This is a genomic window from Mucilaginibacter pallidiroseus, assembly GCF_007846085.1.
Taxonomy (GTDB): domain Bacteria; phylum Bacteroidota; class Bacteroidia; order Sphingobacteriales; family Sphingobacteriaceae; genus Mucilaginibacter; species Mucilaginibacter pallidiroseus.
In genome coordinates, this window is record NZ_VOEJ01000002.1 from 251,394 (window position 1) to 275,491 (window position 24,098).

The window sequence follows — 24,098 nt, forward strand, 5'->3', positions numbered from 1 at the left end:
TAGGCATCTTACTGTCTATGCGTTTTAAATAATTTTAAATGACGAAACACTTTATCGCCCTGTTAACAACAATTATTTGTTTTACTGTGGCGGCGCATAGCCAGGAGGTTACTAAAACTGCCAATAACGCATTTCAGCCCGGCGAACAAATAACTTACAAACTTAAATACGGCATCTTTTCGGCAGCCGAGGCCGTGATCAAGGTGGAGAATACGCCTAACAAATATGAGGGTAAACCTGCCATGCATATTGTTGCCGATGCCAAAACTTTAGGCACCTTTAACTTTCTATTCAATGTGCGTAACAAATACGAAAGTTTTATCGACACCAAAACACTTGAGCCGTACTACTACACCGAAAACCGTAAAGAGGGCGGCTATAAACATAGCGATAAGGTTACGTTTGACCACCAGACTAATAAAATAACTGCCGACAAGGGCGTGTACCCTTTCACCGGTAACGTGTTCGACTTTTTATCGGCATATTACTATACCCGAAATATTGATGTATCGGGCCTAAAAATAAATGATAAACTGGAGTTGAGATACTTTCTCGAGGATGGTGTCCACTCGCTCACCGTAACATATTTGGGAAAAGAACAGGTTAAGTGCGGACTTGGTACGTTTAATTGTCTTAAATTTAACCCCACAATTATCCCCGGTCGTATATTCCGTAAAAACAGCAAGTTGTATTTATGGATAACTGATGACGCTAACCGCATCCCTGTAAAGGCACATGTGGAGCTAATTGTGGGTAGTTTGGTAATGGATCTGTCGCAGGCAAGCGGATTAAAATACCCGCTAAATCCTGTAAAAAAATAAAAGCAATGATGATTGAAGTTGGCAACGTGCTGTTGCATGAAGATGTTGTAAAGGAAAACTTTGTTTGTAATTTAACAAAATGCAAAGGTGCCTGCTGCCTTGAGGGCGACTCTGGTGCGCCGCTTAATCATGACGAGTTGGGCATACTGTCTGAGATCTACCCGAAGGTAAAACCATACATGACCGCCAAAGGTATTGCCACCATTGAACGTGAAGGCACCCATGTTACCGATTTTGAAGGCGATTATACCACACCTTGTGTAGACACCAACAAGGAGTGCGCTTATGTAACCTGGGAAAACGGCATCACCAAATGCGCAATTGAGAAGGCATACGAGCATGGAGATATTACCTGGCAAAAGCCCATATCATGCCACTTATACCCTATCCGGATAACGGCATACCCTGAGTTCGACATTTTAAACTACGACCGCTGGAGTATTTGTAGCCCGGCTTGCAGTTTTGGTAACGAGCTTAAAATATCTGTACACCAGTTTTTAAAGGGCCCGCTTATTCGCAAATATGGCGAAGAATGGTACAGCGAGTTAGAAGACACAGTTGCAGGCATCTAAAAAACTGAAGCTTTTTCAATTTATTTGGATAATATTGTAGATTGTAAGATCCCCCGATTTTATCCATATAAGAACAATGAAAAAAGCGCTGATTACAGGTATTACCGGGCAGGATGGTGCATATTTAGCCGAATTTTTACTCAAAAAGGGTTATGAGGTACATGGCGTAAAGCGCCGGTCATCGTCATTTAATACCGACCGTATAGATCATTTATATCATGACCCGCATGAGCAGGGTGTAAAGTTTCATTTACATTACGGCGACCTGAGCGACTCTACCAACCTTATCAGGCTGGTGCAGGAAATACAACCCGACGAGATTTATAACCTGGGTGCGCAAAGCCATGTTAAAGTGAGTTTTGACACACCCGAATATACCGCCAATACCGACGGCATTGGTGTATTACGAATACTTGAGGCAATACGCATTTTAGGATTAACCAATAAAACACGTATATACCAAGCGTCCACATCGGAACTGTATGGTTTGGTGCAGGCCGTTCCGCAGTCAGAGTCCACTCCCTTTTACCCACGGTCGCCATACGCCGTTGCCAAACTTTATGGCTACTGGATAATTGTAAATTACCGTGAAGCTTACGGTATGTATGCCTGCAACGGTATCCTTTTCAATCATGAAAGCCCTATCCGAGGCGAAACTTTTGTTACCCGCAAAATTACACGTGCTGTGGCAAAAATCGCTTTGGGCTTGCAGTCTACACTTTACCTCGGTAACCTTTCGGCTCAGCGCGATTGGGGGCATGCTAAAGATTACGTAGCTGCCATGTGGCTTATGCTGCAGCAGGACGTTGCCGAAGATTATGTGATAGCTACAGGCATTACCACCACAGTACGCGACTTTGTGCGCATGGCCTTTGCCGAACTGGGTATCGAGATTGAGTATAGCGGGAAAAATGAAAATGAGCGCGGGGTAATCATAGATATTGATGAAGAACGCACCCGTGAGTTCGGCCTGAACCTGGAGGCGTTGAAATTCGGCCAAACGGTTGTTAAAGTTGACCCGGCTTATTACCGCCCTACCGAGGTTGAGCTGTTAATTGGCGACCCGACCAAGGCTAAACAAAAGCTTAACTGGCAGCCCAAATATGATTTGCAGGCATTGGTTACCGATATGGTTATAGCCGATTTAAGCCTGGCCAAAAAAGACGAGCACCTGCGTAAAGGCGGCTACTCAACATTAAATTATTTTGAATAAAAGGCCTCGGCCAAAAACTACATATGAGAAAAAGTTTACTAAGCATAGGTGTACTGCTGCTGGCAGGCGGAATAACAAAAGCCCAATCGGTATACCAGCCGTACTCTTATGATTTTTATCAGAAATTTAATACTGATGCCTACTCAACCAAAACGCGGCTGCATACCGCTATGAAACCGTATTTGGTTGACGACTCTTTACTGCGCGCCCGTTACGATTCGCTGATGGATGTTAATAAAGAGTATGCAACAAAGCATCCTGCTTTACGGCCATTTTTTTATGGCCACACGGCGGAAGTACAGCGTAATGGCTACACTTTTTACGGTGATATACTCCCTGATTTTGTGATTGGACGCGACTTTTCAAATGACAGAACAACTCACCTGTCATCCTTAGGCATACAATTAGGTGGTACCGTAGGCAGTAAATTATCTTATAACATTAGCGGTTTTTTAAATAACAGTATCTTCCCGGATTACATACAAACTTATGTTAACCAGGTTGGCGTGATACCGGGCATGGCACAGGCCAGGGTTTTGGTTGATAATCCGAACTCATATAACTGGCGATACATTACCGGAACGGTATCATACACGCCAAACAAATATTTCAATTTCTCTGCCGGGCGAGACAAAACGTTTATAGGCGATGGCTACCGCTCGGTGTTGTTGTCAGATTATGCGACGCCTTACCCATTTTTTAAGGTAACAGCTAACGTGGGCAATGTTAAATACATGTCTATGTGGGGCTATTTTAACGACCCGGCTTTAACAAGCGATCATTTTATTGATCGTAAAAAATGGGGCGTTTTCCACTACCTGGATTGGAACGTTAACAACCGCCTGTCGTTTGGTTTCTTCGATTCGGTAATATGGGCAGATACGGATGATGCCGGCAACAAACACGGCTTCGACTTTAATTATGTAAACCCATTCATATTCCTAAGACCTGTTGAGGCTTCTAATGGTTCGCCGGACAATGCTGTTATCGGTATAACAACAAAATATAAAATAAGCGATATGGTAACTGCCTATGGGCAGTTTTCGTTGGATGAGTTTCAGGCCAAAGAGTTTTTTAATATCCCGGGCAGCTCACGCAACAAATTTGGATACCAGGTGGGCTTAAAGGGCACAAACCTGTTCAAGGTAAACAACCTGAACTTTATGGTTGAAACCAATACCGTAAGGCCATATACATTTTCGGAAAGAGCATCAATCATTAATTACTCTGCCAACAGCGAGCCACTTGCACATCCATGGGGTGCCAACTTACGCGAGGTTGTGGGTATTTTGAACTACAGTTACAAACGCTTTGACTTTATGGCCGAGGCAGATTACGGCCGTTATGGACTTGATAATAACGGTGCCAACAACGGTAAGGACATATTTTTACCTTACACCGAGCCGGTTAACCGCGATAATAACAACATTGGCCAGGGCTTAACAACCAACATGGTGTACCTGCAAGGTAAAGTGGCCTATGTACTTAACCCGCGTACCAACCTGCGTATAGAACTTGGCGGCATTTACCGCAATGAAAAAAACGCGCAGTTTAATGATAAAACCTCAATGATAACGCTCGGCCTTCGCAGCTCGTTCCGCCAGATATACAACGACCTGGCGAGCTATAGGCCGCATTAATCAATTAATTAGTTCTTATACTACAAAGGCTCTGTGAAACGCAGGGCCTTTGTTATTTAGACAATATGCTCACTGTCGTGCTGAACTTGTTTCCGCAACTCATCAAGCAGGCTAATTAAGCATGTGGGATGTCGATATGCACCGGCATGACTGAGGTTGAATTGAATGGGGTACAAAGTATTTTTAGGCATCCTCACTGTCATGCTGGACTTGTTTCAGCAACCCATCAAGCATGCTAACCAATGATATAAGATACTGATATGCATCTGCATGACCCGCAAGTTATTTAAGTTTAAAATATATTAGAGATTAGCTTTACGCTAAACAAGGCGTTTAAATCTATTGAGTAAGCGTAAATTCAACCCGAGCATCGTAAATAAAGTACTGGTAAATCTTCCTGTACACTTTATCTAACTCGTAAAATCGCATTTCAATCACATCAACTATCTGATCGTCTTTTTTTATTCGACCATCAATAGCAACTACACCCAATATTATCCGGCCACTTTGTATATCTGTAACTATACTTTTTTCTAACATTTCAATTAACTCTAATGATGGGGGACAATCATTATCATCATCTATATAGGCAGCTCTTGGAACGATTTTATGATCAGCATTAATGCTGGCGCCAAACGGAAAAAATTCTCCCGCATCTAACAGGAACAACTCAGCTTGCTCTTTAATAATTTTAATTAATTGACTTTTCTTTGAGTCCATCAACGGCATTAGTAGTAGACTAGTTCGCTCTACTCATCTCTTCCTTGATGGCGCGCAAAAACTCGTTTGCGTGTTGGGAACCAATAATATAAAGCAACCCGTCGCGGTCGGTAAGGTGGATGGCATCTTTGCCGGCAGTATAAAAACGGATAGTACCTTTGGTATGCAGGTTGTAAACCGGGTTATTCACAAAGTATCGGCTGTAAGTGCCCTTTTCGGCTTTAACTATGCTGTTGAGGTCAATTTTCACCAGGCGGGTTGTCCACAAGCCATCAAGCAAGATACTTTTATTGATAACCCTTGTGCGAAAGTGACGCACAAACCCCAATATGATAGATATGGTAATGATAACAAAGCCAACAACAGCCAGCAAATCGCCGTTGCGTTCGCGGCCATCCGTAAAAAGGTAAGCAGCAAAGCAAAACATGGCCAGCACCAGGCGTATGGTTATAGGGATCCATTCGCGGCCCAGGTACTGCTTTTCGCAAAATACTTCGTTATTACTCATATCTTAATTAGTTCGAATATAGCAACTTTTTTAGTGTTCTTGTCAACTTTATAGCGGTCGTCGGGCCGATAGCCGCATACCCATACAACGTCTCCATTGCCGTTTATCAATAACGGCAATTCATGCTTTTTATGCAATGGCACCTTTTGGTGGATAAAGAAGTCGCTTAATTTTTGCCTGGTTTTCATGCCCAGCGGCCTGAAGGTATCTCCCTGCCGCCAGGGCCTTAACGTAAGCGGATAAATCAACTTATCTGCATCAATTGAAACAGCCATTGGGTTGCCTTTTACAATAAGCCCGCTATCGTCATGCAATACGGTTACATTGTAATTGCCGTAAATTACTTCGCGAGTATCAGCATCTATAAATAAATCACCGACTAAATTCTTATTGGTCTTCGTCAGAATAAGCACCTCACGATCAATTACCGCCGTATATCCTATGCCATGAAACTGCCTCCCCGAGTGCTTATCAAGCGCAGATATAATATCATCTACAACGTTGCCGGCAAATCCGTAGGGTTGCAATAACTTAAATAATAACAAATGCTGTGGGTTGAGCTTTCTTATCTGCTCAAGCGATATGTGTAGTTCATCCTGAACTTGCACTATGATTTCGCGTTTCAAGCTATCAACCGTATTATTCAACAGAATCTCCAACTCCCTGAAGTGGCGCAGCGTATGCTCAAACGTATCCTCGAGCGATGGGTTGAGCTCCTGCAATAGTGGCACTACTTTATGCCTGATCTTGTTGCGGGCATATTTGATTGATGCGTTTGAACTATCCTCCACAAATTTTAAACCATCCTGCTCAACGGTAGTCTGTATTTGTTGACGGGTTAAAAACAACATTGGCCTTACCAATTTGCCGTTTATGGGCAAAATACCGTGCAGGCCCGCAATGCCTGTCCCGCGAGTAAGGTTTAACAATATTGTTTCAATTGTGTCGTTTTGGTGGTGCGCAAGGGCAATCACGTGGTAACCTGCGGTTTGTGCAATTTCATCAAACCATTGGTAGCGCAAGTTGCGCGCTGCCATTTGTATAGATACCTTGTTATCAATAGCGTATTGCTGGGTATCAAAATTGGTCGTATGAAACGGAACGTTAAGCTCCCGGGCCAGGTTGGCAGTAAATTGCTGATCGGCCATGGCTTCGGAACCACGTAACATAAAATTGCAATGAGCTATACCAAAGTTGTAGCCGGCCTGTTTAAGCAAATGAGCCATCAAAACCGAGTCGATACCGCCGCTTACGGCAGCAAGCACTTTGGTTTGTTTGGTAAAAAGCTTGTTTTGTTCAATAAAATCAACAAATTGATTAACAGGGAGCATAACCCAAAATTATTAATTTAATAACCCCTGCAAAAAACTAATTTTGCCATCGTGATAAAATATCTGTTCAGTTTTTTCCTGGTGCTAATATGCTTTACGGCTTTTGGGCAAAAAAAATCCATAATAAGGGTTACAAAGTCCAAAAGCATATATTACACGCAACGTAACGGAAAAAATGTAGCCATTGTTTACGATGGTACTTTTGTGCACCAAAACTCGGTAATGCAGGCCGACAGCGCCTTTCTTAACCAGGTAGAGAACGTGATGGATGCCTACGGCAACGTGCATATCACACAAGGCGACACCCTAAACATTTACTCGGACAAGCTTAATTATAACGGCAATACCAAAATTGCAACCCTTACCGATAATGTGCGCATGATTGACAGGGACGCCATTTTAACCACAAACTATTTAACTTACAGCACAGCCACCAAAATAGGCACCTACACCGGTGGCGGTAAATTGATTAATAAAGACAACACCCTCACAAGCAAAAACGGCTATTACTTTACTTCAACACGTGATGCCTACTTCAGATACAACGTGGTAATGGTAACGCCCGAAGCACTTATTAAAACAGATACGCTGCGCTACAACGCCGCCAGCAAGCTGGCTTATTTCCTGGGGCCATCAAACATTTATGATGCAAAGGATAAAAAGGATACGCTTTATACCGAAAACGGCACTTACGATACAGCCACCGAACAGGCGTTTTTTGGTAAAAACAATCTTTATAAATCGGGTAGTAAAAGCCTGAAGGGCGACAGCTTGTTTTATGATAAAATAAAAGGTTATGGCCGCGCCATAAAGCATGTTATATTCCATGATAAGGAGCAAAACATAACCCTTTACGGCGACCTGGCCAATTATTACAAAGCGCAGGAACTTACCGTTGTAACCCGCGACCCATATGTTGTAATTGTAACCGAAGAAAAGGACACCACAAAAACGGATTCGGTAGCCTCAAAACCACAGCTCGCAAAAAAAAGTGGTAGTAATGCGGTAAAATCTGCCGATACAAAGCAGGAAATTGCAGACGCGCCCCCGGCCGGCACCATGCCTGTTAAAGCATTGCAAAACATACCGGCAAATGTTTCGCTGGCAGATACCAGTAAAATTAACGATGCTAAAAAAGCGCTCAAGAACATGCCCACTTTGCCGGTTAAATCTGTGTCAGGCGTTCCACTCAAGATTTCGGCGGTGGATACGGCAAAGTTAGATAGCGCAAAAAAAGTACTGAAATCCATGAGCCCGGAGCAAATAAAAGCTGCGCAGAAGAGCGCTACTGCTGCTGTTAACAAAGCTGCGCCAAGTGTTATAAAGAGTATGCCTGGCTTACCCATACCCACAGGTAGCAGCGTTAAAAAGCTCACCAGTAATTTAGAGCCTGTAAAGCCGATCGGCAAGGAAAAGGTAAAGCGCGATTCGATATTCCTGTCAGCCGACTCATTAAAAACCCAAATAGTAACCTACAAGGTTTTGAAAGAAATGCAAGCTCGTGCGCGCATGCCTCGTACGCGCGATACCAGCATAAAAGCCAAGACAACCACCAAGGCGCCTGCAAAAGTAAATTCGAAGTTTTTAACTTTGAGGCACCCCGGCACAGGCCCCGACAGCAGTTACCTCCATCGTGACTTTTTTGGCAAACCGAAGCCTGTTACTGCAGCTTCCAAACCGGGCGACACTACCGCAGCCAAAGGACAGAAAAAAGCCAAACGTGTTGAACAGGAAGTTGAGGATCCTGTATTTATGTTTAGCAAGGTTAACCTGGCAGATACGGCACGGATAAGAATTGTGATAGCCTATCATAGTGCCAAGCTCTTCAAATCTGACCTGCAGGCCAAGGCAGACTCAATGTTTTACAGTTATGCCGACTCGACCGTTACAATGTTTGTGCAGCCTATTTTATGGACACAGGGCTCCCAGCTTTCGGGGGATACTGTTGCGCTGCAGATGAAGAATAAAAAGCTGAATAACCTTTACATGTATCCTTCATCTTTCATTGTAAATATCGAAAAAACCGACTCGACGCATTTTAACCAGATAGCGGGCAAGCGCATGAGAGGCTTTTTTAAAGATGACAAGCTCGACCGCATGTATGTAACCGGTAATGCCGAGAGTATATATTTTGCAAGGGATAGCGGGATTGTGAAGGAAATGGTAAGATCATTAAGCAGCCGCATGCGGGTTTCGTTTAAAAACAACAGCGCGTCGCAGGCTTACTTCTTAACCAAGCCCGAACACAGGTATGGCCCGTTGAATAAATTTGGGCCTGATGAGCAGATTTTAAAAGGCTTTATCTGGAAACCAAAAGAGCGGCCGGTATCTAAAGAATCGATATTGCCATCATACAACCGCAAGTATAATCAGCAAACACAAAAGCCGACTATTGTTAAGAAACCGGGCACAACAAATGGGTTGCCGCAAAAAGGCGGTGCGCAAAAGCCTACAACAGATACTTTAAAAAACAAACTGCCAACGCAGCCACTGCTTAAAACAAGCAAGGATAGCTTAGGCAATAAATCTCAACCCGTGAAAACTCAAAAGGATAGCCTGCCTGTAAAATCGCAGCCCGCAATTAAGCCAAAGGCCGATAGCACTGCTGCTAAAAAGCCGTAGGCTCTTATTTATTTAAGAAAGCAATAAGTTGATCAACAGCACGGCCCCGGTGGCTGATGCTGTTTTTTTGTTCCATGCTCATTTGCGCAAAGGTGACATCGTAACCAAGGGGCTCAAATATAGGGTCGTAGCCAAAGCCTTCGTTGCCGCTGCGTTCTGTACGGATATTGCCTTCTACCACACCCTCAAAAAAGTGCTCATGGTTATCCCAAAGCAATGATATCAAGGTTTTAAACCGGGCCGAGCGGTTTTTTACGCCCTTAAGCTTTTTGAGCACCAAATCGATATTTGCCTGGTGGTTACCATGTGTGCCGGCATACCTGGCCGAGTAGATGCCCGGTTCGCCGTTAAGCGCATCTATCTCCAGCCCGCTATCATCACCAAAACAGTTCAGCTTGTATTTATCAAAAATGTAGTGGCTTTTTAGTGATGCGTTCTCCGCAAAGGTAAGCCCGGTTTCTGCAATGTCATCGGTACAGCCAATGTCATCAAGGCTCAATAGCTTTATTTGACCGTTTATGCGGGCTTGCACCTCTTCCAGTTTATGGCGGTTATTTGTGGCAAATACTAATTGCTGCATCGTTATAAGTTTTTCATCTGTTCCCAAAACGCCTTTTTCAGCTCGTTGCTTGGCATCATCTCTTCAAAGTCGACACTAAACAAAGTATCCCCTGCCGATGATTTAAATACTTTGTTTACCGGCGGCCTTCGGGTACCTTCAGGCAACGCCTTATCGCCCATTATCAGTAACTTTTGCGGTGCAAAAAAAGCATTGAAATCTGCAATTGCTGATGTTGGGTAATTATTGACGTTGAGTATGGCCACATCAACCAGGCCCAAGCCTTTGCGCGTAAGCATACTTTCCAAAGCAGCTAAGTGTGCCGGTGCAATAAACTCTGCATCGGTATATTTTACCAATATCAAAAACTTTTTATTGTTGCTACCCAGATAATTAAACGTTGCAGCAGGCGTTTCTACTGGAGTTGGTGCTACGGTTGGCGGTTGTGATTTAGGAAGTTCTGGTATGGCTTCTGCCTCAGGTGCAGTTTCGGCAACCTCTTCGGCAGTGTTGGGCATAGCTTTCAAACCTCTATCCTGCGGTAGCAGGTAAATGTCATCCGGCATAATAAAGCGGTAGGCATTAGGGTTTTCAACTTTCATATTTAACATTTTTTAACCAAAAGTAAGTAAAGCAATTAAGGCATTATAGGCATATTAGTACACCGGTTTTATCATGCCTTATTATTGATAAATTTTACCGAAATTCGCATTTTAAAGGCTTTACAAAAGTCCGCATTATTATTTTATAAATTCAATGAAGAAATTATTTCTGTCGTTTTTTAGTGCTGCTCTGATGCTCTCGGCTACCCAGGCCCAAACTATTGATAAAATTGCTGCAAAAGTTGGTAGCGGTATTATCCTGCAATCAGACATCGAACTGCAATACGCGCAATATATCATAAGCGGCCAACCGCCAAGCCCGAGTGCAAAATGCCAGCTACTGCAAATGCAGCTTACACAAAAGTTACTGGCGCAACAGGCTGTAATTGATAGCGTGCAGGTAAAAGACGAAGAAGTTGACGCGGACGTGGAAAGGCGTATGCGTACGTTTATTGCCAGAGCAGGCGGACAGGAAAAACTCGAGCAGTTTTTGGGCCGTTCGGTTATCCAATACAAAGATGAGATACGCCCGGACATTAAGGAGTCGCTTATTGCGCAGCGTATGCGTGGTAAAATCACCGAGAACGTAAACACTACTCCGCAGGATGTTCGTAATTACTTTCAAAGCATTTCTAAAGACAGTATCCCAACCTATAACAAAGAAGTTGAAATTGGCGAGATCGTTTTTCAACCGAAACTGAGTAAAGAAGAAAAAGCTTTTTACCGTGAAAAAGCGGAAGAATTACGCCAAAGGGTAAAGAAAGGCGAAGATTTTGGTGCTTTAGCAAGGCTTTACTCGCAAGACCCTGGTTCGGCCCCCGAAGGTGGCGACCTTGGCTTTTTTGACAGGCAGCAGATGGTGAAGGAGTTTACCGCAAATGCATTTAAACTTAAGGCAGGTGAGATTTCGCCGGTGTTTGAGTCGGACTTTGGCTTTCACTTTTTACAGGTTATTGAGCGCCGCGGCGAACAGGTACATGCCCGCCACATATTAATTGCACCTGTAATAACGGAAGCCAGCCTTGACCGCACAAAGAAAACTGCCGACAGCGTTTACCGCGCGCTTACAACAGCGCCTAAGTTTGATTTCTCGAGTGCAGCCTTATTTTACTCGGACGATAAAGAAACCAAGTACAATGGTGGCATGATGCTTAATGCAGACAATGTGCAAACACGCACAACGCTTATACCTACCGATAAGCTTGACCCGCAGGTTGCACTTGTTGTTGACACCATGAAAGTGGGACATCTTGCCAAACCAATTTTATATACCGATCAGCAAACCGGTAAAAAAACATACAGGATACTTTACCTAAAATCTGTAAATGATGCGCACAAAGCCAACCTTGAACAGGATTTTGCAAGGTTAAAGGAAAAGGCAATGGATATGAAGTTGACCAAAACCGTGTCTGACTGGTTTGACAAACGCCGCAAGGAAACTTTTATAGAGATTGATCCTGAATACAGGGACTGTGAAGTACTTAAAAACTGGATCACACCTAAAGTAACAGCACAAGCCACACCGGCCCAATAAAGCCTATGCAATACAGCTCTGAAGTTGAAGCCGCCGATGCTTTAAGGGCGGCTTACCGGCAAATACGCGGGGAAATTGGCAAAGTCATCATCGGGCAGGATGAAGTGATTAAATATGTGCTGATTTCTATTTTTAGCAACGGACATTGCCTGTTAGTAGGCGTTCCCGGCCTTGCCAAAACTTTGCTGGTGCAAACTGTTGCCCAGGTGCTGGATCTTGATTTTAAGCGCATACAATTTACCCCCGACCTGATGCCGACCGACATTATCGGAGCGGAGATTTTGGGCGAGGACCGTAACTTTAAATTTATACCCGGCCCTGTTTTTTCAAACATCATCCTGGCCGATGAAATTAACCGTACCCCACCAAAAACCCAGGCTGCACTTTTAGAGGCTATGCAGGAAAAAGCGGTAACCGCCGCAGGGCTTACACACAAACTGGCTAAGCCATTTTTTGTATTGGCTACGCAAAACCCAATCGAGCAGGAAGGCACATACCCGCTACCGGAAGCACAGCTTGATCGCTTTATGTTTAACGTGGCATTGAGCTACCCTTCATTTAAAGAAGAATTGCAGGTGGTAAAAAACACTACAGGCACAAGCAGTGCTGATGTTAAAAAGGTTTTAAACGCCGAGCAGATAGTTTATTTCCAGCAATTGGTGCGCAACATCCCGGTGGCCGATAATGTACTGGAGTATGCTGTAAAATTGGTGGCTAAAACAAGGCCCGGCAGCGAGTTTGCTACCCCACAGGTAAAACGCCTCCTTAACTGGGGCGCAGGGCCAAGGGCATCACAATTTTTAGTATTAGGAGCGAAGTGCCACGCTGTACTAAACGGTAAGTATTCGCCGGATATTGAGGATGTGCAGGCAGTGGCTAAACCAATATTGAGCCACCGTATTGTGAGAAGTTATCACGCCGAGGCAGAGGGCCTCAGCGCGAATGATATTATAGAGCAGCTGTATTAAACAGCTGCTTTTTTGTTTTATTCAACTGTAGAGAAGATCTCAACCAACAGGTTCCATTTGTGGTCGGCACCTATTTCCCAAATACGCACATAGTTGTAGTTGTTAACGATGTTGCCTTTTTTGATGCGGGCTTTACCATAACTATAAGCAAGGTCGGCACTGCTTGAGCGGCCTGCATTGATAGTTTCGGCACTAATGCTTACACCCTCGTTGTCCAGGAATTTCATGATCTTGTCCGGGCCAACTATAGGCTCAAAACCAGGAAAGTAAAAGTGCGCCTCTGGGCTTAAAAACTCTTTGTAAGCAGCCAACGCAGGGTATGTTGCAAGGGCTTTGTTAAGCAGGTTATCGGTACCCACAATAATATTTTTACCGGCGAAAGGGTCTTTACTTGCCGCTTTTTGTTTGCTCAAGTCAGGCTCTTTAAAATCAGTTTGCATTTCGCCTTCGGGCTCCGGGTGCGGCATACCAACGTTTATAAGCAATTTCCACTTGTTCTCGGTGTCCAGGCGCCATATGGAAACATACTGGCCAAATACTTTATCGTCATCAGTTTTACCGTTTTGGTAAACGTATGGGCCGGCAGTAAAACCCAAATCACCGTTAGCTGATATGCGGGCAAACTTAGGCTCGGCAATCAGCTTGCCTGGTTGCTTATCGATTGATCCATAAAACTCAGTTATTTTAACCGGCTGTGGTTTAAATACGATTCCTTCATAGTCGGCTACAGCCAGAAAACCAGCCTTCATACCTTTCTTTTGAACTATGTTGTCAAAGTTTTGCTCGGCCTTTACTACCTGGTCAACCGTTACCTGTTTGTTTTGTGCAAATGCAGCCGACGTTAGTGCGGAAGCGATGATAGCTGAAAATATTAGTTTTTTCATTTGTATAGTGCGTAGATTTAAGCGGGCAATATCATTATGTAATGCGCCGGCTGCCCTACCGGCATGTTTCTTTCAGTATTATATTCGTACCCAATCTGTGGTACCCTGCTTGCTGTCATTCAATTGGAAGCCTGCATTTTTCAGCCCCTCGCGGATCTTGTCAGACGTAGCGTAATCTTTATTTGCCTTGGCTTCGTTACGTAACTTTATGATAAGTTCCAGCAACTGATCGGTATCGCCGCCGCTTGCGTCTTCCTGTTTCAAACCTAAAACATCGAAAAAGAAATCGTTGTAAGTTTTCTTCATCCTGGCAAAGGTATCAGCAGAAACCTCACCGGCTTTCCGTGTGCCCACAGTAAATGTGTTGATCCACTTAGACAGATTATTTAATGCCTCTAACGTTTTGGGCGAATTAAAATTGTCATTCATTCCACGATAGCAATCATCACAAAATGTATTGATTGCTGCATCAACTTCGGCATCAACAGCCGTTGTTTCCTTTTGTTCGAGCGCGGCTAATTTTTTAGCAGATTCTGACAATTTCTTGTAAAAACTTTCTGCAGCCTCAATAGCATCGTTCGAAAAATCGATTGTACTGCGGTAGCTTGCCTGCATAAAAAAGAAACGTACCACCATTGGGCTATAGCCCTTTTTAAGCAACGGATGGGTGCCTAAAAACAGCTCATGCGGCAAAAAGCTGTTGCCTAATGATTTCGACATTTTTTGCCCGTTAATAGTAAGCATATTGGTATGCAGCCAATAATTAGCAGGCACCTTACCGCAACTTGCTATGTTTTGGGCAATTTCATTAGTATGATGCGTTGGCATCAGGTCGATACCGCCGCCATGTATATCAAACTGGTGACCAAGATATTTATTACTCATGGCCGAGCACTCGAGGTGCCAGCCCGGGAAACCCATGCCCCAGGGCGATGGCCATTGCATCAGGTGCTCGGGCTTGGCTTTTATCCACAGCGCAAAATCAAGCTTGCCATGTTTGTCGTCCTGGCCGCCAAGGCTACGGGTATTGTTAAGCATATCCTCCAGCTTGCGGCCGTTAAGCATGCCGTAATCTTCTGTCTGGCTGTATTTCTCCACATCAAAGTAAACAGAGCCATCAACCTCATAAGCAAGCCCTCGTGCCATGATATCCTTTACCAGCTCAATTTGCTCGATGATGTGGCCGGTAGCGGTAGGCTCAATGCTTGGTGGCAAGGCGTTAAATATCTCCATCACTTTATGGAAATCAACTGTGTACTTCTGTACAATTTCCATCGGCTCTAATTGAGCCAGCTTAGCTTTTTTTGATATTTTATCTTCTCCGTCGTCGGCATCGCCCTCAAGGTGGCCGGCATCTGTAATATTACGCACATAACGCACCTTATAACCTAAGTGGTTAAGGTAACGGAAAATCAAGTCGAAAGAAATAAACGTGCGGCAGTTGCCTAAGTGCACATCACTATATACTGTTGGGCCGCAAACATACATGCCTACATGGGGCGCTTCTAGCGGCTTAAATTCTTCTTTAGAACGGGTTAAAGTATTGTAAACAAATAGTTTTTGTTCCATGCGGACAAACTTACGATTTTTTAGATTTGAAGCTGAAAGGATATATTGGTTTATATAAATGCCTACGTTTGTATGACTGTTTAAAACGGGGGGCGAAGTGCAAGTTTTGCTCTGTCAGGCACAAGCTCAACGGCATTTTGGCAAGGTGGCACAACATCGGCAAATTAAACAGACTGACAGCACAATCATTTTGAAGGGTTTAATAAAAGCTCTGTTACAACCGGGAAATGATCGGATAGTTTGCGCACCAGCACCTGATAGCTACCTACATTAATTTGCTGGCTTGCCATCACAAAATCAATTTGGTAATTGGGGAAAGCGCCGTTATACGTACGGCTTAGGCCACCGCCTTTTTCCCTGAAAGCGTTTTTCATGCCCTTGCTCATATAATTAACCGCAAAAGATGCAGGCGTGTCATTAAAGTCGCCACAAAAAATATACGGATAGGGGCATTTTGCGGCATGAGCCTTTACTATTTTAACCTGTGCGCTGCGCTTTATAAATGCTTTTCGCAGCTTTATAAAAACATCTTTTGTACCTGTGTAATTCACCTTAAAATGCTTGGTTACGCCTTCGAGATAAGCGTAATTGGGCGGCTTAAAACCAACCGACTGCAGGTGGACGTTATAAATCCTGAATATTTTTCCATCCTTTTTTATGTCGGCATAAATGCTTTGGTTGCCGCTACTGAGCTTATTTAGCTGCACCATGCCATGAGCTACAATAGGGTACTTCGAAAAAATTGCCATGCCTGCCGATTCACCCTCTACCGACTCAAAAGGTTCATAATAATAATCATCGGCATGCAGTACGGCCTTTATGGAATCGATCATATCATATTGGCCGCGCGTTTTAGTGTAAAACTCCTGTGCGCAAAACACACCCGGCTGCTGCTCCTCAATCAGTTTCAAAAACTGGTGCTTGGTATTTGGGTCGTTATCATAACCCCATGGTTTAAAATTATGAACGTTATACGTCATTAACGATACCATATTAACCTCAGGCGGGTAGCTGGCACCACTTGGTGGGCGTATGCCAACATTATTAAGCAGCACGTTCCAGCCTGCTAAAATGCATATCACCGGTAGCAGCACATGCCATCTTTGCCTGATTAACCAGTAGGCCACCATCACCAAATTGGCAACCAGTAAAATTGGAAATGCTAAACCAAAGAAAGCGAACAGCCAAAACTTTGCCGGATCTACAACAGGAGCTAAATAACTTAACAGTAAACCTAAACCTAACGCGCAAGTGAAAAACAGGAAAATTTTATCAATTAACGGTAAGCGTTTGTTATTAACTTTCATTACTGTTGCTTGCCCTGAAAAGGGTATCTTTTTCTTGTTTGCTTAAACTATCGTAACCCGAGCTGGAAATTTTATCTAAAATACGATCTACCTCTTCCTGCCCTGGCTTGCCCGATGATTTCTTTTGCGGGGAATTGCGCGATACAACCTTCATGGCAGGCTGTTTCTTTTTAAATATTTTACCGGCAGATGTTACCCAGTCGCTCCCCTTTTGCAGTTGCCTAATATAGGCAAATCCCATTAAAGCTCCGCCCAGGTGCGCAATTTCGCCGCCAGGGTTGGAGCCTGCAATCATTAAAAAATCAAACACTACTAAAAATATAGCAAGCCATTTAAGTTTTACAGGACCAAATAAAAATAGTTGAATGGCATAGTCGGGCAGCAGGGTTGCCGTTGCAATTACAATAGCCATTACACTTGCCGATGCACCTACTACCGTTGCCCCTGCAGCTGAATTGCTGTTTGTAAACGCAGGTATAAGATTGTATGCCGCTATGAACAGTATGCCCCCGGCTAAACCGCCCATAAGGTAAAGGCCCACTGTACGCTTGTTGCCAAGGTATTCTTCAAAGATTTGGCCCATCCAGTAAAGCCAAAGCATATTGAATAATATATGCAGCACGCCGGCGTGCATAAACATATAGGTGAAGGGTGTCCAGAAACGGTATAAAAGTTTGGGTAGATAGGCCGGCAGTAGCAGAAAGTCATTAGCGTAACTATCTATTACGCTGCCGCCAAAACCTGTAAACAATTGCTCAACTACTGACGAAACATTTATCAGCAGGAAAACAATTACATTGATGCCAATAAGCGTATTAATACGACTATCAGACTTTGATATTTTGTATTGAATATTTTGCCAAATGGTACTCATGGCCTGTGTGTCTATGAAATATTATTTATCATTTAACTACCATTGCTAATAAAAATTGTTTGGCTTTTTAACCCCCCAAAGCTTAATTAACAAAAAGCCGAACAATGCCCCGCCAAGGTGCGCAAAGTGTGCCACATTATCGCCAGAGAAACGGCCCACGCCCGAGAATAATTCTATAGCCACGTAACCTATTACAAAGTATTTTGCCTTGATGGGTACTGGTATAAACATAACCATCATTTCCAGATTTGGGAACAGTACGCCAAAGGCAACCAGCAAGCCAAATATAGAACCCGATGCACCCAGCATAGGGAAATTGTAGAGCGCGTAAAGTGCCTGTGCATTGGCTGGGCCACCGTAGTTGAAGTATGATGCTTCCACGCCAGGATTCGGAATGGTGTATGAACCTGCTATAGCATGTATTTGCAAAGCCTGTACGGCCATGTATAACACGTAACCACCAAGCCCGGTTATGAAATAGTAATTGAAAAAGCGTTTTGAACCCAAAGTGTACTCCAGTAAAGGCCCGAAAGAAAACAGCGCAAACATATTAAAGAATATATGCGCTATGCCGCCATGCATAAACATGTAAGTTATGGGCTGCCATGGCTTAAATAATGGCGAAGCCGGATAGTAGGCCGCCAGCAGTACGGTTAAATTAACTATACGCTCTAAAGCAAACGTTGCTATAAAAAAGATGATATTGATTATAAGTAAATTTTTAACAACGGGCGGGGTATTGGCAAATGGCGACTGCATAGGTTAAATATAATTCTTTTAAGCTTAAAAGCTATTTTTCAAAACGTTCGGCCAGTTCGGCCAGCGTCACGGTACTTATAACGGGTTTGCCGTTAAGGGCAAGGTTTGGCATCTGGCAGGCAAAAAGCTGGTCAACCAGCTGGTTCATTTCTTCTAACGATAGTTTGGTGCCTACTTTAATGGCAGCATTACGCGCCAAAGAACGGGCAAGGTTATCACGCTTATCTAACTTTAAAATCTCGAGGTTGTTTTTAAAGCCTTCCAATAAATGCTCAAGCAATTCATGCTCATTGGCGTTGCCTATATCTGCCGGTATGCCCTCAACTACTACCGTGTTGCGGCCAAACTCGCGTATGTCAAAACCTAGGGCGCGAATGTCCGGCAATAACTGGCGCAAAAGCTCAAAATCGCTGCTATTTAACGTGACAGATTGCGGAAACAGGCTTTGCTGGCTAATACCGCTATGGTTTTGCAATTGCAGTAAAAACCGTTCATATAATATCCGCTCATGCGCAGCCTGCTGGCTTATCAGCATAAAGCCCGATTTTATCTGCGACATAATATAACGGTTATGGATCTGGAAAAATTGGCGTTCGCTGCTTTTGGTTATCTCCTGTTCGTCAACTGGTATAGATTTCTCAGTATGTATCTCGTGTTGCAGCGTTTCTTCCTTTTTAGCTATCTCATAAAGCGTGTCCCAATTACGGGGAATAGCCGACCGATGACCACCCGGGTTGGCATCACGTAAAAAGGGTATTTCCCTATCGGCCTTTTTCTCGTTAGAAAATGGGTTAAAATCGGGATTGAAGGCAATAGAGGGTTGCACAATTTCTTCGAAAGGTTTGTGCGTTATCAGGTGCCCTATACTGTTCTCCTGGTCAAAATCAAGTGTTGGCGTGATATTGTACTTACCCAACGAGCGTTTTACCGCCGAACGGATAATCGCATAAATTGACTTCTCGTCCTGGTATTTGATCTCCGTTTTTGTAGGATGTACGTTGATATCTATCTTGCTCGGGTCGATATCGATAAAAAGCACATACAGCGGGTAGGTTTCGTCGGGCAGTAGTTCTTCGAAAGCCGTTAGCACCGCATGGTTAAGGTAAGCATCTTTGATGAAACGATTGTTTACGAAAAAGAATTGCTCGCCCCTGGTTCGGCGTGCAAACTCAGGCTTGCCTACAAAACCACGCAGATTAATGATGGTGGTATCTTCCTCCACCGGCACCAAGCGCTGGTTATAGTTATTGCCCAACAGGTGCACAATACGCTGCTTAAGCGATGCCGAAGGCAGGTGGTAAACCTCCTGCCCATCATGGTGCAGCGTAAAAAATATTTGCGGGTTAGCCAGCGCCACACGCTGAAATTCGTCAATAATATGGCGCATCTCCACCGGGTTGCTTTTTAAAAAGTTACGGCGGGCAGGTGTGTTATAAAAAAGGTTTTTGATTGAGATAGATGTACCAGTTGGTGCCGAACATGCCTCCTGGCTCAACACTTCAGATCCTTCGATAAGGATACAGGTACCTAACTCATCTTCGTGGCGGCGGGTTTTTAACTCAACCTGTGCAATAGCCGCGATTGATGCCATGGCTTCACCCCTGAAGCCCATTGTACGTATAGCGAACAGATCGTCGGCCTTCCGGATCTTTGATGTTGCGTGGCGCTCAAAGCACATGCGTGCGTCGGTAACGCTCATACCGCAGCCATTGTCAATTACCTGTATAAGTGCTTTACCGGCGTCTTTAAGTATCAATTGTATCTTGTCGGCACCGGCATCTATTGCGTTCTCCACCAATTCTTTTACCGCCGATGCCGGCCTTTGCACAACTTCGCCTGCGGCTATCTGGTTGGCTACGGCATCCGGTAAAAGCTGAATTATGTCTGGCATTAAAGTTCCCCTCTGCGCCTGTCAAGGCGTATCAAATTAAAGTTGCTAAATTAATTATTTGATTGCATAACTTTATTGTTCAGCGCCCGTATAGTTGCGTTTATGAGACAGGGCAGATATAAGCATGCTTTTAAAAATGGCTCATAAAACCGCAAAAAGGGCTATTAGTGAGTTATGCCAAAAGGAAATATTTTTTTACGCCCATAACTTTATCTTTACATCCTTGTATATACTATTTATCACATCTACCCCCGCCTGTAAAAACATATGAAGAAATTATGGCCTTTGTTGTTACTACTAACAGCAGCCTGTAAGAAAAAAGAATATAACGCCGACCTACTGGTTAAAAATGCGGTGGTTTACACGGTCGACAGCAATTTCACAACGGCAAATGCCTTTGTGGTAAGCGGCGGCAAAATCATATCTGTTGGGAATATAGATACCATTGAGAAAAAATACCTGGCCCGTGAAGTTGTTGATGCCGGTGGAAAAGCTGTTTACCCGGGGTTTATAGATGCGCACGCACACTTTTATGAATACGGCATGGGCCTGCAGGAAGTTAAGCTTGCTGGTACAAAAAGCTGGGAAGCCGTTTTAGATACGGTAAACTCATACTCGCGCACGCACACCGAAAGCTGGATAATTGGTAACGGATGGGACCAAAATCAATGGACCGAAAAATCATTCCCTAATAAAGCAAAGCTCGACTCATTGTTCCCGGTGCGCCCGGTTATTTTGAGCCGTATAGACGGGCATGCTGCTATAGCAAACCAGGCAGCGCTCAACATAGCAGGTATTACCCCCGGCCAAACTATAATTGGCGGCAGTATTGAAACAGTAAACGGAAAACTTACCGGTATATTGATTGATAATGCCGTTGGTATTGTTACCCGCAAGATACCTGCTCCTACCGAGCAGATTATTCAGGCTGCGTTGCTTGATGCGCAACGCAATTGCTTTGAAGTTGGCTTAACTACGGTTGATGATTGCGGCCTGCCTTATACCATGGTAAGCACCATTGCTGCACTGCAACACAAGGGCGACCTTAAAATGCGCATGTACCTGATGCTGGCCGATCAGCAGGAAAACTACGACTACTTGTTTAAACGAGGTGTTTACAAAACGCCGAGCCTAAATGTACGGGCATTTAAAGTTTATGCAGATGGTGCGCTGGGATCGCGCGGGGCATGTTTGCTTAAACCCTATGCCGACCAAAAAAACTGGAACGGGTTTTTACTGAGCCAAAAAACACATTTTGAAGAGGTAGCCAAAAAAATAGCTGCCAAAGGTTTCCAGATGTGTACGCATGCCATTGGCGACTCGGCAAACCGCGTTATGTTAAAAATTTATGCCGATGCGCTTAAGGGCAAAAACAACAAGCGCTGGCGGATAGAACATGCGCAGGTGGTATCGCCCGACGATATCAAATACTTTGGCGAAAACAACGTTATCCCATCTGTACAACCTACGCATGCCACATCCGACATGAGTTGGGCGGTGAAACGCCTTGGTGCCGACAGGCTTAAAACGGCATATGCCTACAAACAATTAATGCAACAAAACGGTTGGATTGCGCTGGGTACAGATTTCCCTGTAGAAAACATCAACCCGCTATATACATTTTATGCCGCTGTAGAGCGTAAAGATTTAAAAGGCAACCCACAGGGTGGCTTCCAGATGGAGAACGCACTTACCCGTACCGAGGCTTTAAAAGGCATGACCATTTGGGCTGCCAAGGCCAACTTTGAGGAAACTGAGAAAGGCAGCATTGAGACAGGCAAATACGCCGACTTTGTAATATTGGATAAAGATATAATGAAAGCTAAAGGCAGCGAACTGCCAAATGTTAAAGTGATAAAAACATATATAAATGGTGCTAAGGTTTATGAAAAGAAATAAGCGGGGCTGCTACAGCCTGCTTTTGTTGGGATTTATATTAGTTAATTCGGCTTGCGCGCAACAGCCACCATTCGTATTTACAGGTAAAGCCTATGTACAGGAAGCAAAATCTGCCGAGCAGGAAACATTTTTATTTAATAACGAAAAAGGTATTGTGCCGTTGCGCAATCTTGATAATAATAAGGTAGCCAGCATTCACTTTTCATCGGTTTACGCTACAGCTTTTGATAGCCTGCTTAATAAGTACGCCAAAATACAATCTTTTAACGGTAGCGAATACATGGGCGTAAAGCCATTTGATATGCTGGCGCAGGATACCAAGTTTTACAACACACTTGTTGTCCAATTAACAGACGCAGAGATTAATAACCATCAGATCATAGGTTTTATAAACGAAACCAATAAGGTGAAAGATGTTGTAGTATCGTACCTGGGCAACAGTACTTTTTTGAGGCAGCTTGATAACGTCACAGCCCCCATTATCTGGTCGTCGCGCCTGTCTCCTGTATCCGCTATGTTTAGCGCACAGGCAATTTTTGGCGGTGTAGCTGTTACCCAAAAGCTTAACAAAACTTACACTGGTAAATATGTAGCCAATACCGGTTTTACTACAAGTAAAACGCGTTTGCAGTACACTGTGCCCGAAGATGCCGGTATCAATAGTGACAACCTCAAGGAAATAGACAAGATAGCAGCCGAAGCTATTACCAACCGTGCTACGCCGGGCTGCGTAGTTTTAGTTGCAAAAGATGGCAAAGTTATATACAACAAGGCATACGGCTATCACGAATACAATAACCAGATCCAAAACAAGATAACCGATATCTACGATGTGGCATCGATGACCAAAATCTCGGCCACTACGATGGAGCTGATGCAATTATACGATCAGCAACGGCTCAATCTTGATTCTACATTGGGTACATATATGAGCATGACCCGCAATACCAACAAAAAAACTTTGAAGGTAAGTGAGTTGCTGATGCACCAGGCCGGGTTGATACCCGATATATCTACCTTTGAGGTAGTAAAGCCGTCGGACCATAGTGTAGATTCGTCTGCCGCATTTCCGACCAAGGTAAACCAGGGATATTACCTGCGCAAAAACTATTTTGATGACGTAATGCTGCAGGCCATGCTACGATCTGCTGTTAAAACCCGCGGCCAGTACGTTTACAGCGATGTAGGTATGCTGTTTCTGCAGCAAATTGCCGAGGCTATTACCTCAACACCGCTTAATGTTTACGTACAGCAAAAGTTTTATAACCCGCTTGGTATGCAAACTGCCGGCTTCTTGCCGCTTTACCGTTTCCCGGTTGATCGTATCCCGCCTACAGAAAATGATGTTAAGGATCGCAAAGCTTTAATTGATGGTTACGTGCACGACCCAACTGCAGCCCTTATGGGTGGCGTTGCCGGCCACGCCGGCTTGTTTGCCAGCGCAAATGATATTGCGATACTTTATCAGATGATGCTTAACCGCGGTACTTATGGTGGCGTACAATACATCAAGCCCGAAACGGTTAACATGTGGACAGCCAAGCAATCGCCGATAAGCCGTCGCGGCTACGGTTTTGATCGCTGGGACCCGATAGCCGACAGGCATTACCCATCGAAACTTGCATCAGACCAAACCTACGGCCACACCGGTTTTACCGGTACCTGCGTTTGGGTCGACCCGAAATATAACCTGGTGTATGTATTCTTATCCAACCGTGTATATCCAAACGTTGGCAACAAATTAGGCAGCATGAATATTCGCCCGCGCATACAGGATGCTATTTATGATGCAATACTAAAGGGAATGTAACCCATACTGATTCAA

Annotated in this window: 20 protein-coding genes; 9 read left to right on the forward strand and 11 right to left on the reverse strand. The window is 44.0% G+C overall.

All coding sequences use genetic code 11. The features are described from left to right. Positions 1 to 38 precede the first annotated feature (38 nt). From FPZ43_RS05615 to FPZ43_RS05630, 4 genes are all read left to right on the forward strand, one after another. Positions 39 to 821: a DUF3108 domain-containing protein gene (locus FPZ43_RS05615; RefSeq protein ID WP_146380877.1), complete on the forward strand. Its 783-nt coding sequence runs from the start codon at positions 39 to 41 to the stop codon at positions 819 to 821. Positions 822 to 829: 8 nt separating this feature from the next. Continuing rightward, positions 830 to 1,393 (forward strand): DUF3109 family protein, encoded by a 564-nt coding sequence (locus tag FPZ43_RS05620; protein ID WP_146381129.1) that lies wholly within the window; start codon positions 830 to 832, stop codon positions 1,391 to 1,393. A gap of 76 nt (positions 1,394 to 1,469) precedes the next feature. Next, positions 1,470 to 2,606 (forward strand): GDP-mannose 4,6-dehydratase, encoded by a 1,137-nt coding sequence (gmd, locus tag FPZ43_RS05625; protein WP_146380878.1) that lies wholly within the window; start codon positions 1,470 to 1,472, stop codon positions 2,604 to 2,606. A 23-nt stretch (positions 2,607 to 2,629) separates the two neighbouring features. Then, entirely contained in the window at positions 2,630 to 4,246 is a 1,617-nt protein-coding gene (locus tag FPZ43_RS05630) for a gliding motility protein RemB (protein ID WP_146380879.1), read from the forward strand. Between the two features lie 339 nt (positions 4,247 to 4,585). Here the strand turns inward: FPZ43_RS05630 and FPZ43_RS05635 are convergent, their stop codons facing one another. The 3 genes from FPZ43_RS05635 to tilS are packed head-to-tail and all read right to left on the reverse strand — an operon-like array spanning position 4,586 to position 6,805. Beyond that, the gene (locus tag FPZ43_RS05635) at positions 4,586 to 4,966 is read right to left on the reverse strand and encodes a hypothetical protein (RefSeq protein ID WP_146380880.1); all 381 of its coding nucleotides are present in this window, start codon (positions 4,964 to 4,966) and stop codon (positions 4,586 to 4,588) included. Positions 4,967 to 4,985: 19 nt separating this feature from the next. Further along, positions 4,986 to 5,474, reverse strand: coding sequence for a hypothetical protein (locus tag FPZ43_RS05640; protein WP_146380881.1), 489 nt, complete (start codon positions 5,472 to 5,474; stop codon positions 4,986 to 4,988). Beyond that, positions 5,471 to 6,805, reverse strand: a complete 1,335-nt coding sequence (gene tilS / locus FPZ43_RS05645; protein ID WP_146380882.1) for a tRNA lysidine(34) synthetase TilS — start codon at positions 6,803 to 6,805, stop codon at positions 5,471 to 5,473. Before tilS ends, FPZ43_RS05640 begins: the two co-directional genes overlap by 4 nt. A 51-nt stretch (positions 6,806 to 6,856) precedes the next feature. Here tilS and FPZ43_RS05650 point away from each other — a divergent pair, with 51 nt between their 5' ends. Next, positions 6,857 to 9,427, forward strand: coding sequence for an OstA-like protein (locus FPZ43_RS05650; RefSeq protein WP_186461770.1), 2,571 nt, complete (start codon positions 6,857 to 6,859; stop codon positions 9,425 to 9,427). A 4-nt stretch (positions 9,428 to 9,431) separates the two neighbouring features. On the opposite strand, the gene FPZ43_RS05655 is transcribed toward FPZ43_RS05650, so the two are convergent. Both FPZ43_RS05655 and FPZ43_RS05660 read right to left on the reverse strand, forming a co-directional pair. Further along, positions 9,432 to 10,007, reverse strand: a complete 576-nt coding sequence (locus FPZ43_RS05655; protein ID WP_146380884.1) for a non-canonical purine NTP diphosphatase — start codon at positions 10,005 to 10,007, stop codon at positions 9,432 to 9,434. Positions 10,008 to 10,009: 2 nt separating this feature from the next. Further along, a complete protein-coding gene (locus tag FPZ43_RS05660) occupies positions 10,010 to 10,588 on the reverse strand; it encodes a hypothetical protein (RefSeq protein WP_146380885.1) in 579 nt (192 codons plus the stop codon). A gap of 154 nt (positions 10,589 to 10,742) precedes the next feature. Between FPZ43_RS05660 and FPZ43_RS05665 the strand changes: the two genes are divergently transcribed. Both FPZ43_RS05665 and FPZ43_RS05670 read left to right on the forward strand, forming a co-directional pair. Continuing rightward, on the forward strand, positions 10,743 to 12,122 hold the full coding sequence (locus FPZ43_RS05665) for a peptidylprolyl isomerase (protein WP_146380886.1): 1,380 nt from the start codon (positions 10,743 to 10,745) through the stop codon (positions 12,120 to 12,122). Positions 12,123 to 12,127: 5 nt separating this feature from the next. Next, positions 12,128 to 13,090 carry an AAA family ATPase gene (locus FPZ43_RS05670; RefSeq protein ID WP_146380887.1) on the forward strand — a complete coding sequence of 321 codons (963 nt, stop codon included), beginning with the start codon at positions 12,128 to 12,130 and terminating at the stop codon, positions 13,088 to 13,090. A 17-nt stretch (positions 13,091 to 13,107) separates the two neighbouring features. Here the strand turns inward: FPZ43_RS05670 and FPZ43_RS05675 are convergent, their stop codons facing one another. The 6 genes from FPZ43_RS05675 to mutL all read right to left on the reverse strand — a co-directional run bounded on the left by FPZ43_RS05675 (position 13,108) and on the right by mutL (position 20,374). Then, entirely contained in the window at positions 13,108 to 13,974 is an 867-nt protein-coding gene (locus FPZ43_RS05675; protein ID WP_146380888.1) for a hypothetical protein, read from the reverse strand. Positions 13,975 to 14,052: 78 nt separating this feature from the next. Then, positions 14,053 to 15,543, reverse strand: a complete 1,491-nt coding sequence (cysS, locus tag FPZ43_RS05680) for a cysteine--tRNA ligase (RefSeq protein WP_146380889.1) — start codon at positions 15,541 to 15,543, stop codon at positions 14,053 to 14,055. Between the two features lie 185 nt (positions 15,544 to 15,728). Then, on the reverse strand, positions 15,729 to 16,850 hold the full coding sequence (locus FPZ43_RS05685; protein WP_146380890.1) for an endonuclease/exonuclease/phosphatase family protein: 1,122 nt from the start codon (positions 16,848 to 16,850) through the stop codon (positions 15,729 to 15,731). Then, complete coding sequence (locus FPZ43_RS05690) at positions 16,840 to 17,724, reverse strand: rhomboid family protein (RefSeq protein WP_146380891.1); 885 nt, start codon at positions 17,722 to 17,724, stop codon at positions 16,840 to 16,842. Before FPZ43_RS05690 ends, FPZ43_RS05685 begins: the two co-directional genes overlap by 11 nt. Positions 17,725 to 17,769: 45 nt before the next feature. After that, positions 17,770 to 18,483 carry a rhomboid family intramembrane serine protease gene (locus FPZ43_RS05695; protein WP_146380892.1) on the reverse strand — a complete coding sequence of 238 codons (714 nt, stop codon included), beginning with the start codon at positions 18,481 to 18,483 and terminating at the stop codon, positions 17,770 to 17,772. A gap of 31 nt (positions 18,484 to 18,514) precedes the next feature. Continuing rightward, positions 18,515 to 20,374 carry a DNA mismatch repair endonuclease MutL gene (gene mutL, locus FPZ43_RS05700; RefSeq protein ID WP_146380893.1) on the reverse strand — a complete coding sequence of 620 codons (1,860 nt, stop codon included), beginning with the start codon at positions 20,372 to 20,374 and terminating at the stop codon, positions 18,515 to 18,517. 267 nt (positions 20,375 to 20,641) lie between these two features. Between mutL and FPZ43_RS05705 the strand changes: the two genes are divergently transcribed. Together FPZ43_RS05705 and FPZ43_RS05710 are read left to right on the forward strand one after the other, a co-directional pair. Further along, positions 20,642 to 22,273: an amidohydrolase gene (locus FPZ43_RS05705; protein WP_146380894.1), complete on the forward strand. Its 1,632-nt coding sequence runs from the start codon at positions 20,642 to 20,644 to the stop codon at positions 22,271 to 22,273. Then, a complete protein-coding gene (locus FPZ43_RS05710) occupies positions 22,260 to 24,083 on the forward strand; it encodes a serine hydrolase domain-containing protein (RefSeq protein WP_146380895.1) in 1,824 nt (607 codons plus the stop codon). Before FPZ43_RS05705 ends, FPZ43_RS05710 begins: the two co-directional genes overlap by 14 nt. Positions 24,084 to 24,098: the final 15 nt, after the last annotated feature.

Bases quoted from the DNA above. Each gene is read 5' to 3' on its own strand.
- mutL (WP_146380893.1), bottom strand. From the start codon at position 20,374: ATGCCAGACATAATTCAGCTTTTACCGGATGCCGTAGCCAACCAGATA.
- FPZ43_RS05670 (WP_146380887.1), top strand. From the start codon at position 12,128: ATGCAATACAGCTCTGAAGTTGAAGCCGCCGATGCTTTAAGGGCGGCT.
- FPZ43_RS05630 (WP_146380879.1), top strand. From the start codon at position 2,630: ATGAGAAAAAGTTTACTAAGCATAGGTGTACTGCTGCTGGCAGGCGGA.
- FPZ43_RS05705 (WP_146380894.1), top strand. From the start codon at position 20,642: ATGAAGAAATTATGGCCTTTGTTGTTACTACTAACAGCAGCCTGTAAG.
- FPZ43_RS05620 (WP_146381129.1), top strand. From the start codon at position 830: ATGATTGAAGTTGGCAACGTGCTGTTGCATGAAGATGTTGTAAAGGAA.
- cysS (WP_146380889.1), bottom strand. From the start codon at position 15,543: ATGGAACAAAAACTATTTGTTTACAATACTTTAACCCGTTCTAAAGAA.
- FPZ43_RS05690 (WP_146380891.1), bottom strand. From the start codon at position 17,724: ATGAGTACCATTTGGCAAAATATTCAATACAAAATATCAAAGTCTGAT.
- FPZ43_RS05640 (WP_146380881.1), bottom strand. From the start codon at position 5,474: ATGAGTAATAACGAAGTATTTTGCGAAAAGCAGTACCTGGGCCGCGAA.
- FPZ43_RS05660 (WP_146380885.1), bottom strand. From the start codon at position 10,588: ATGAAAGTTGAAAACCCTAATGCCTACCGCTTTATTATGCCGGATGAC.
- FPZ43_RS05685 (WP_146380890.1), bottom strand. From the start codon at position 16,850: ATGAAAGTTAATAACAAACGCTTACCGTTAATTGATAAAATTTTCCTG.
- FPZ43_RS05615 (WP_146380877.1), top strand. From the start codon at position 39: ATGACGAAACACTTTATCGCCCTGTTAACAACAATTATTTGTTTTACT.
- tilS (WP_146380882.1), bottom strand. From the start codon at position 6,805: ATGCTCCCTGTTAATCAATTTGTTGATTTTATTGAACAAAACAAGCTT.
- FPZ43_RS05695 (WP_146380892.1), bottom strand. From the start codon at position 18,483: ATGCAGTCGCCATTTGCCAATACCCCGCCCGTTGTTAAAAATTTACTT.
- FPZ43_RS05710 (WP_146380895.1), top strand. From the start codon at position 22,260: ATGAAAAGAAATAAGCGGGGCTGCTACAGCCTGCTTTTGTTGGGATTT.
- FPZ43_RS05665 (WP_146380886.1), top strand. From the start codon at position 10,743: ATGAAGAAATTATTTCTGTCGTTTTTTAGTGCTGCTCTGATGCTCTCG.
- FPZ43_RS05675 (WP_146380888.1), bottom strand. From the start codon at position 13,974: ATGAAAAAACTAATATTTTCAGCTATCATCGCTTCCGCACTAACGTCG.
- FPZ43_RS05655 (WP_146380884.1), bottom strand. From the start codon at position 10,007: ATGCAGCAATTAGTATTTGCCACAAATAACCGCCATAAACTGGAAGAG.
- FPZ43_RS05635 (WP_146380880.1), bottom strand. From the start codon at position 4,966: ATGGACTCAAAGAAAAGTCAATTAATTAAAATTATTAAAGAGCAAGCT.
- gmd (WP_146380878.1), top strand. From the start codon at position 1,470: ATGAAAAAAGCGCTGATTACAGGTATTACCGGGCAGGATGGTGCATAT.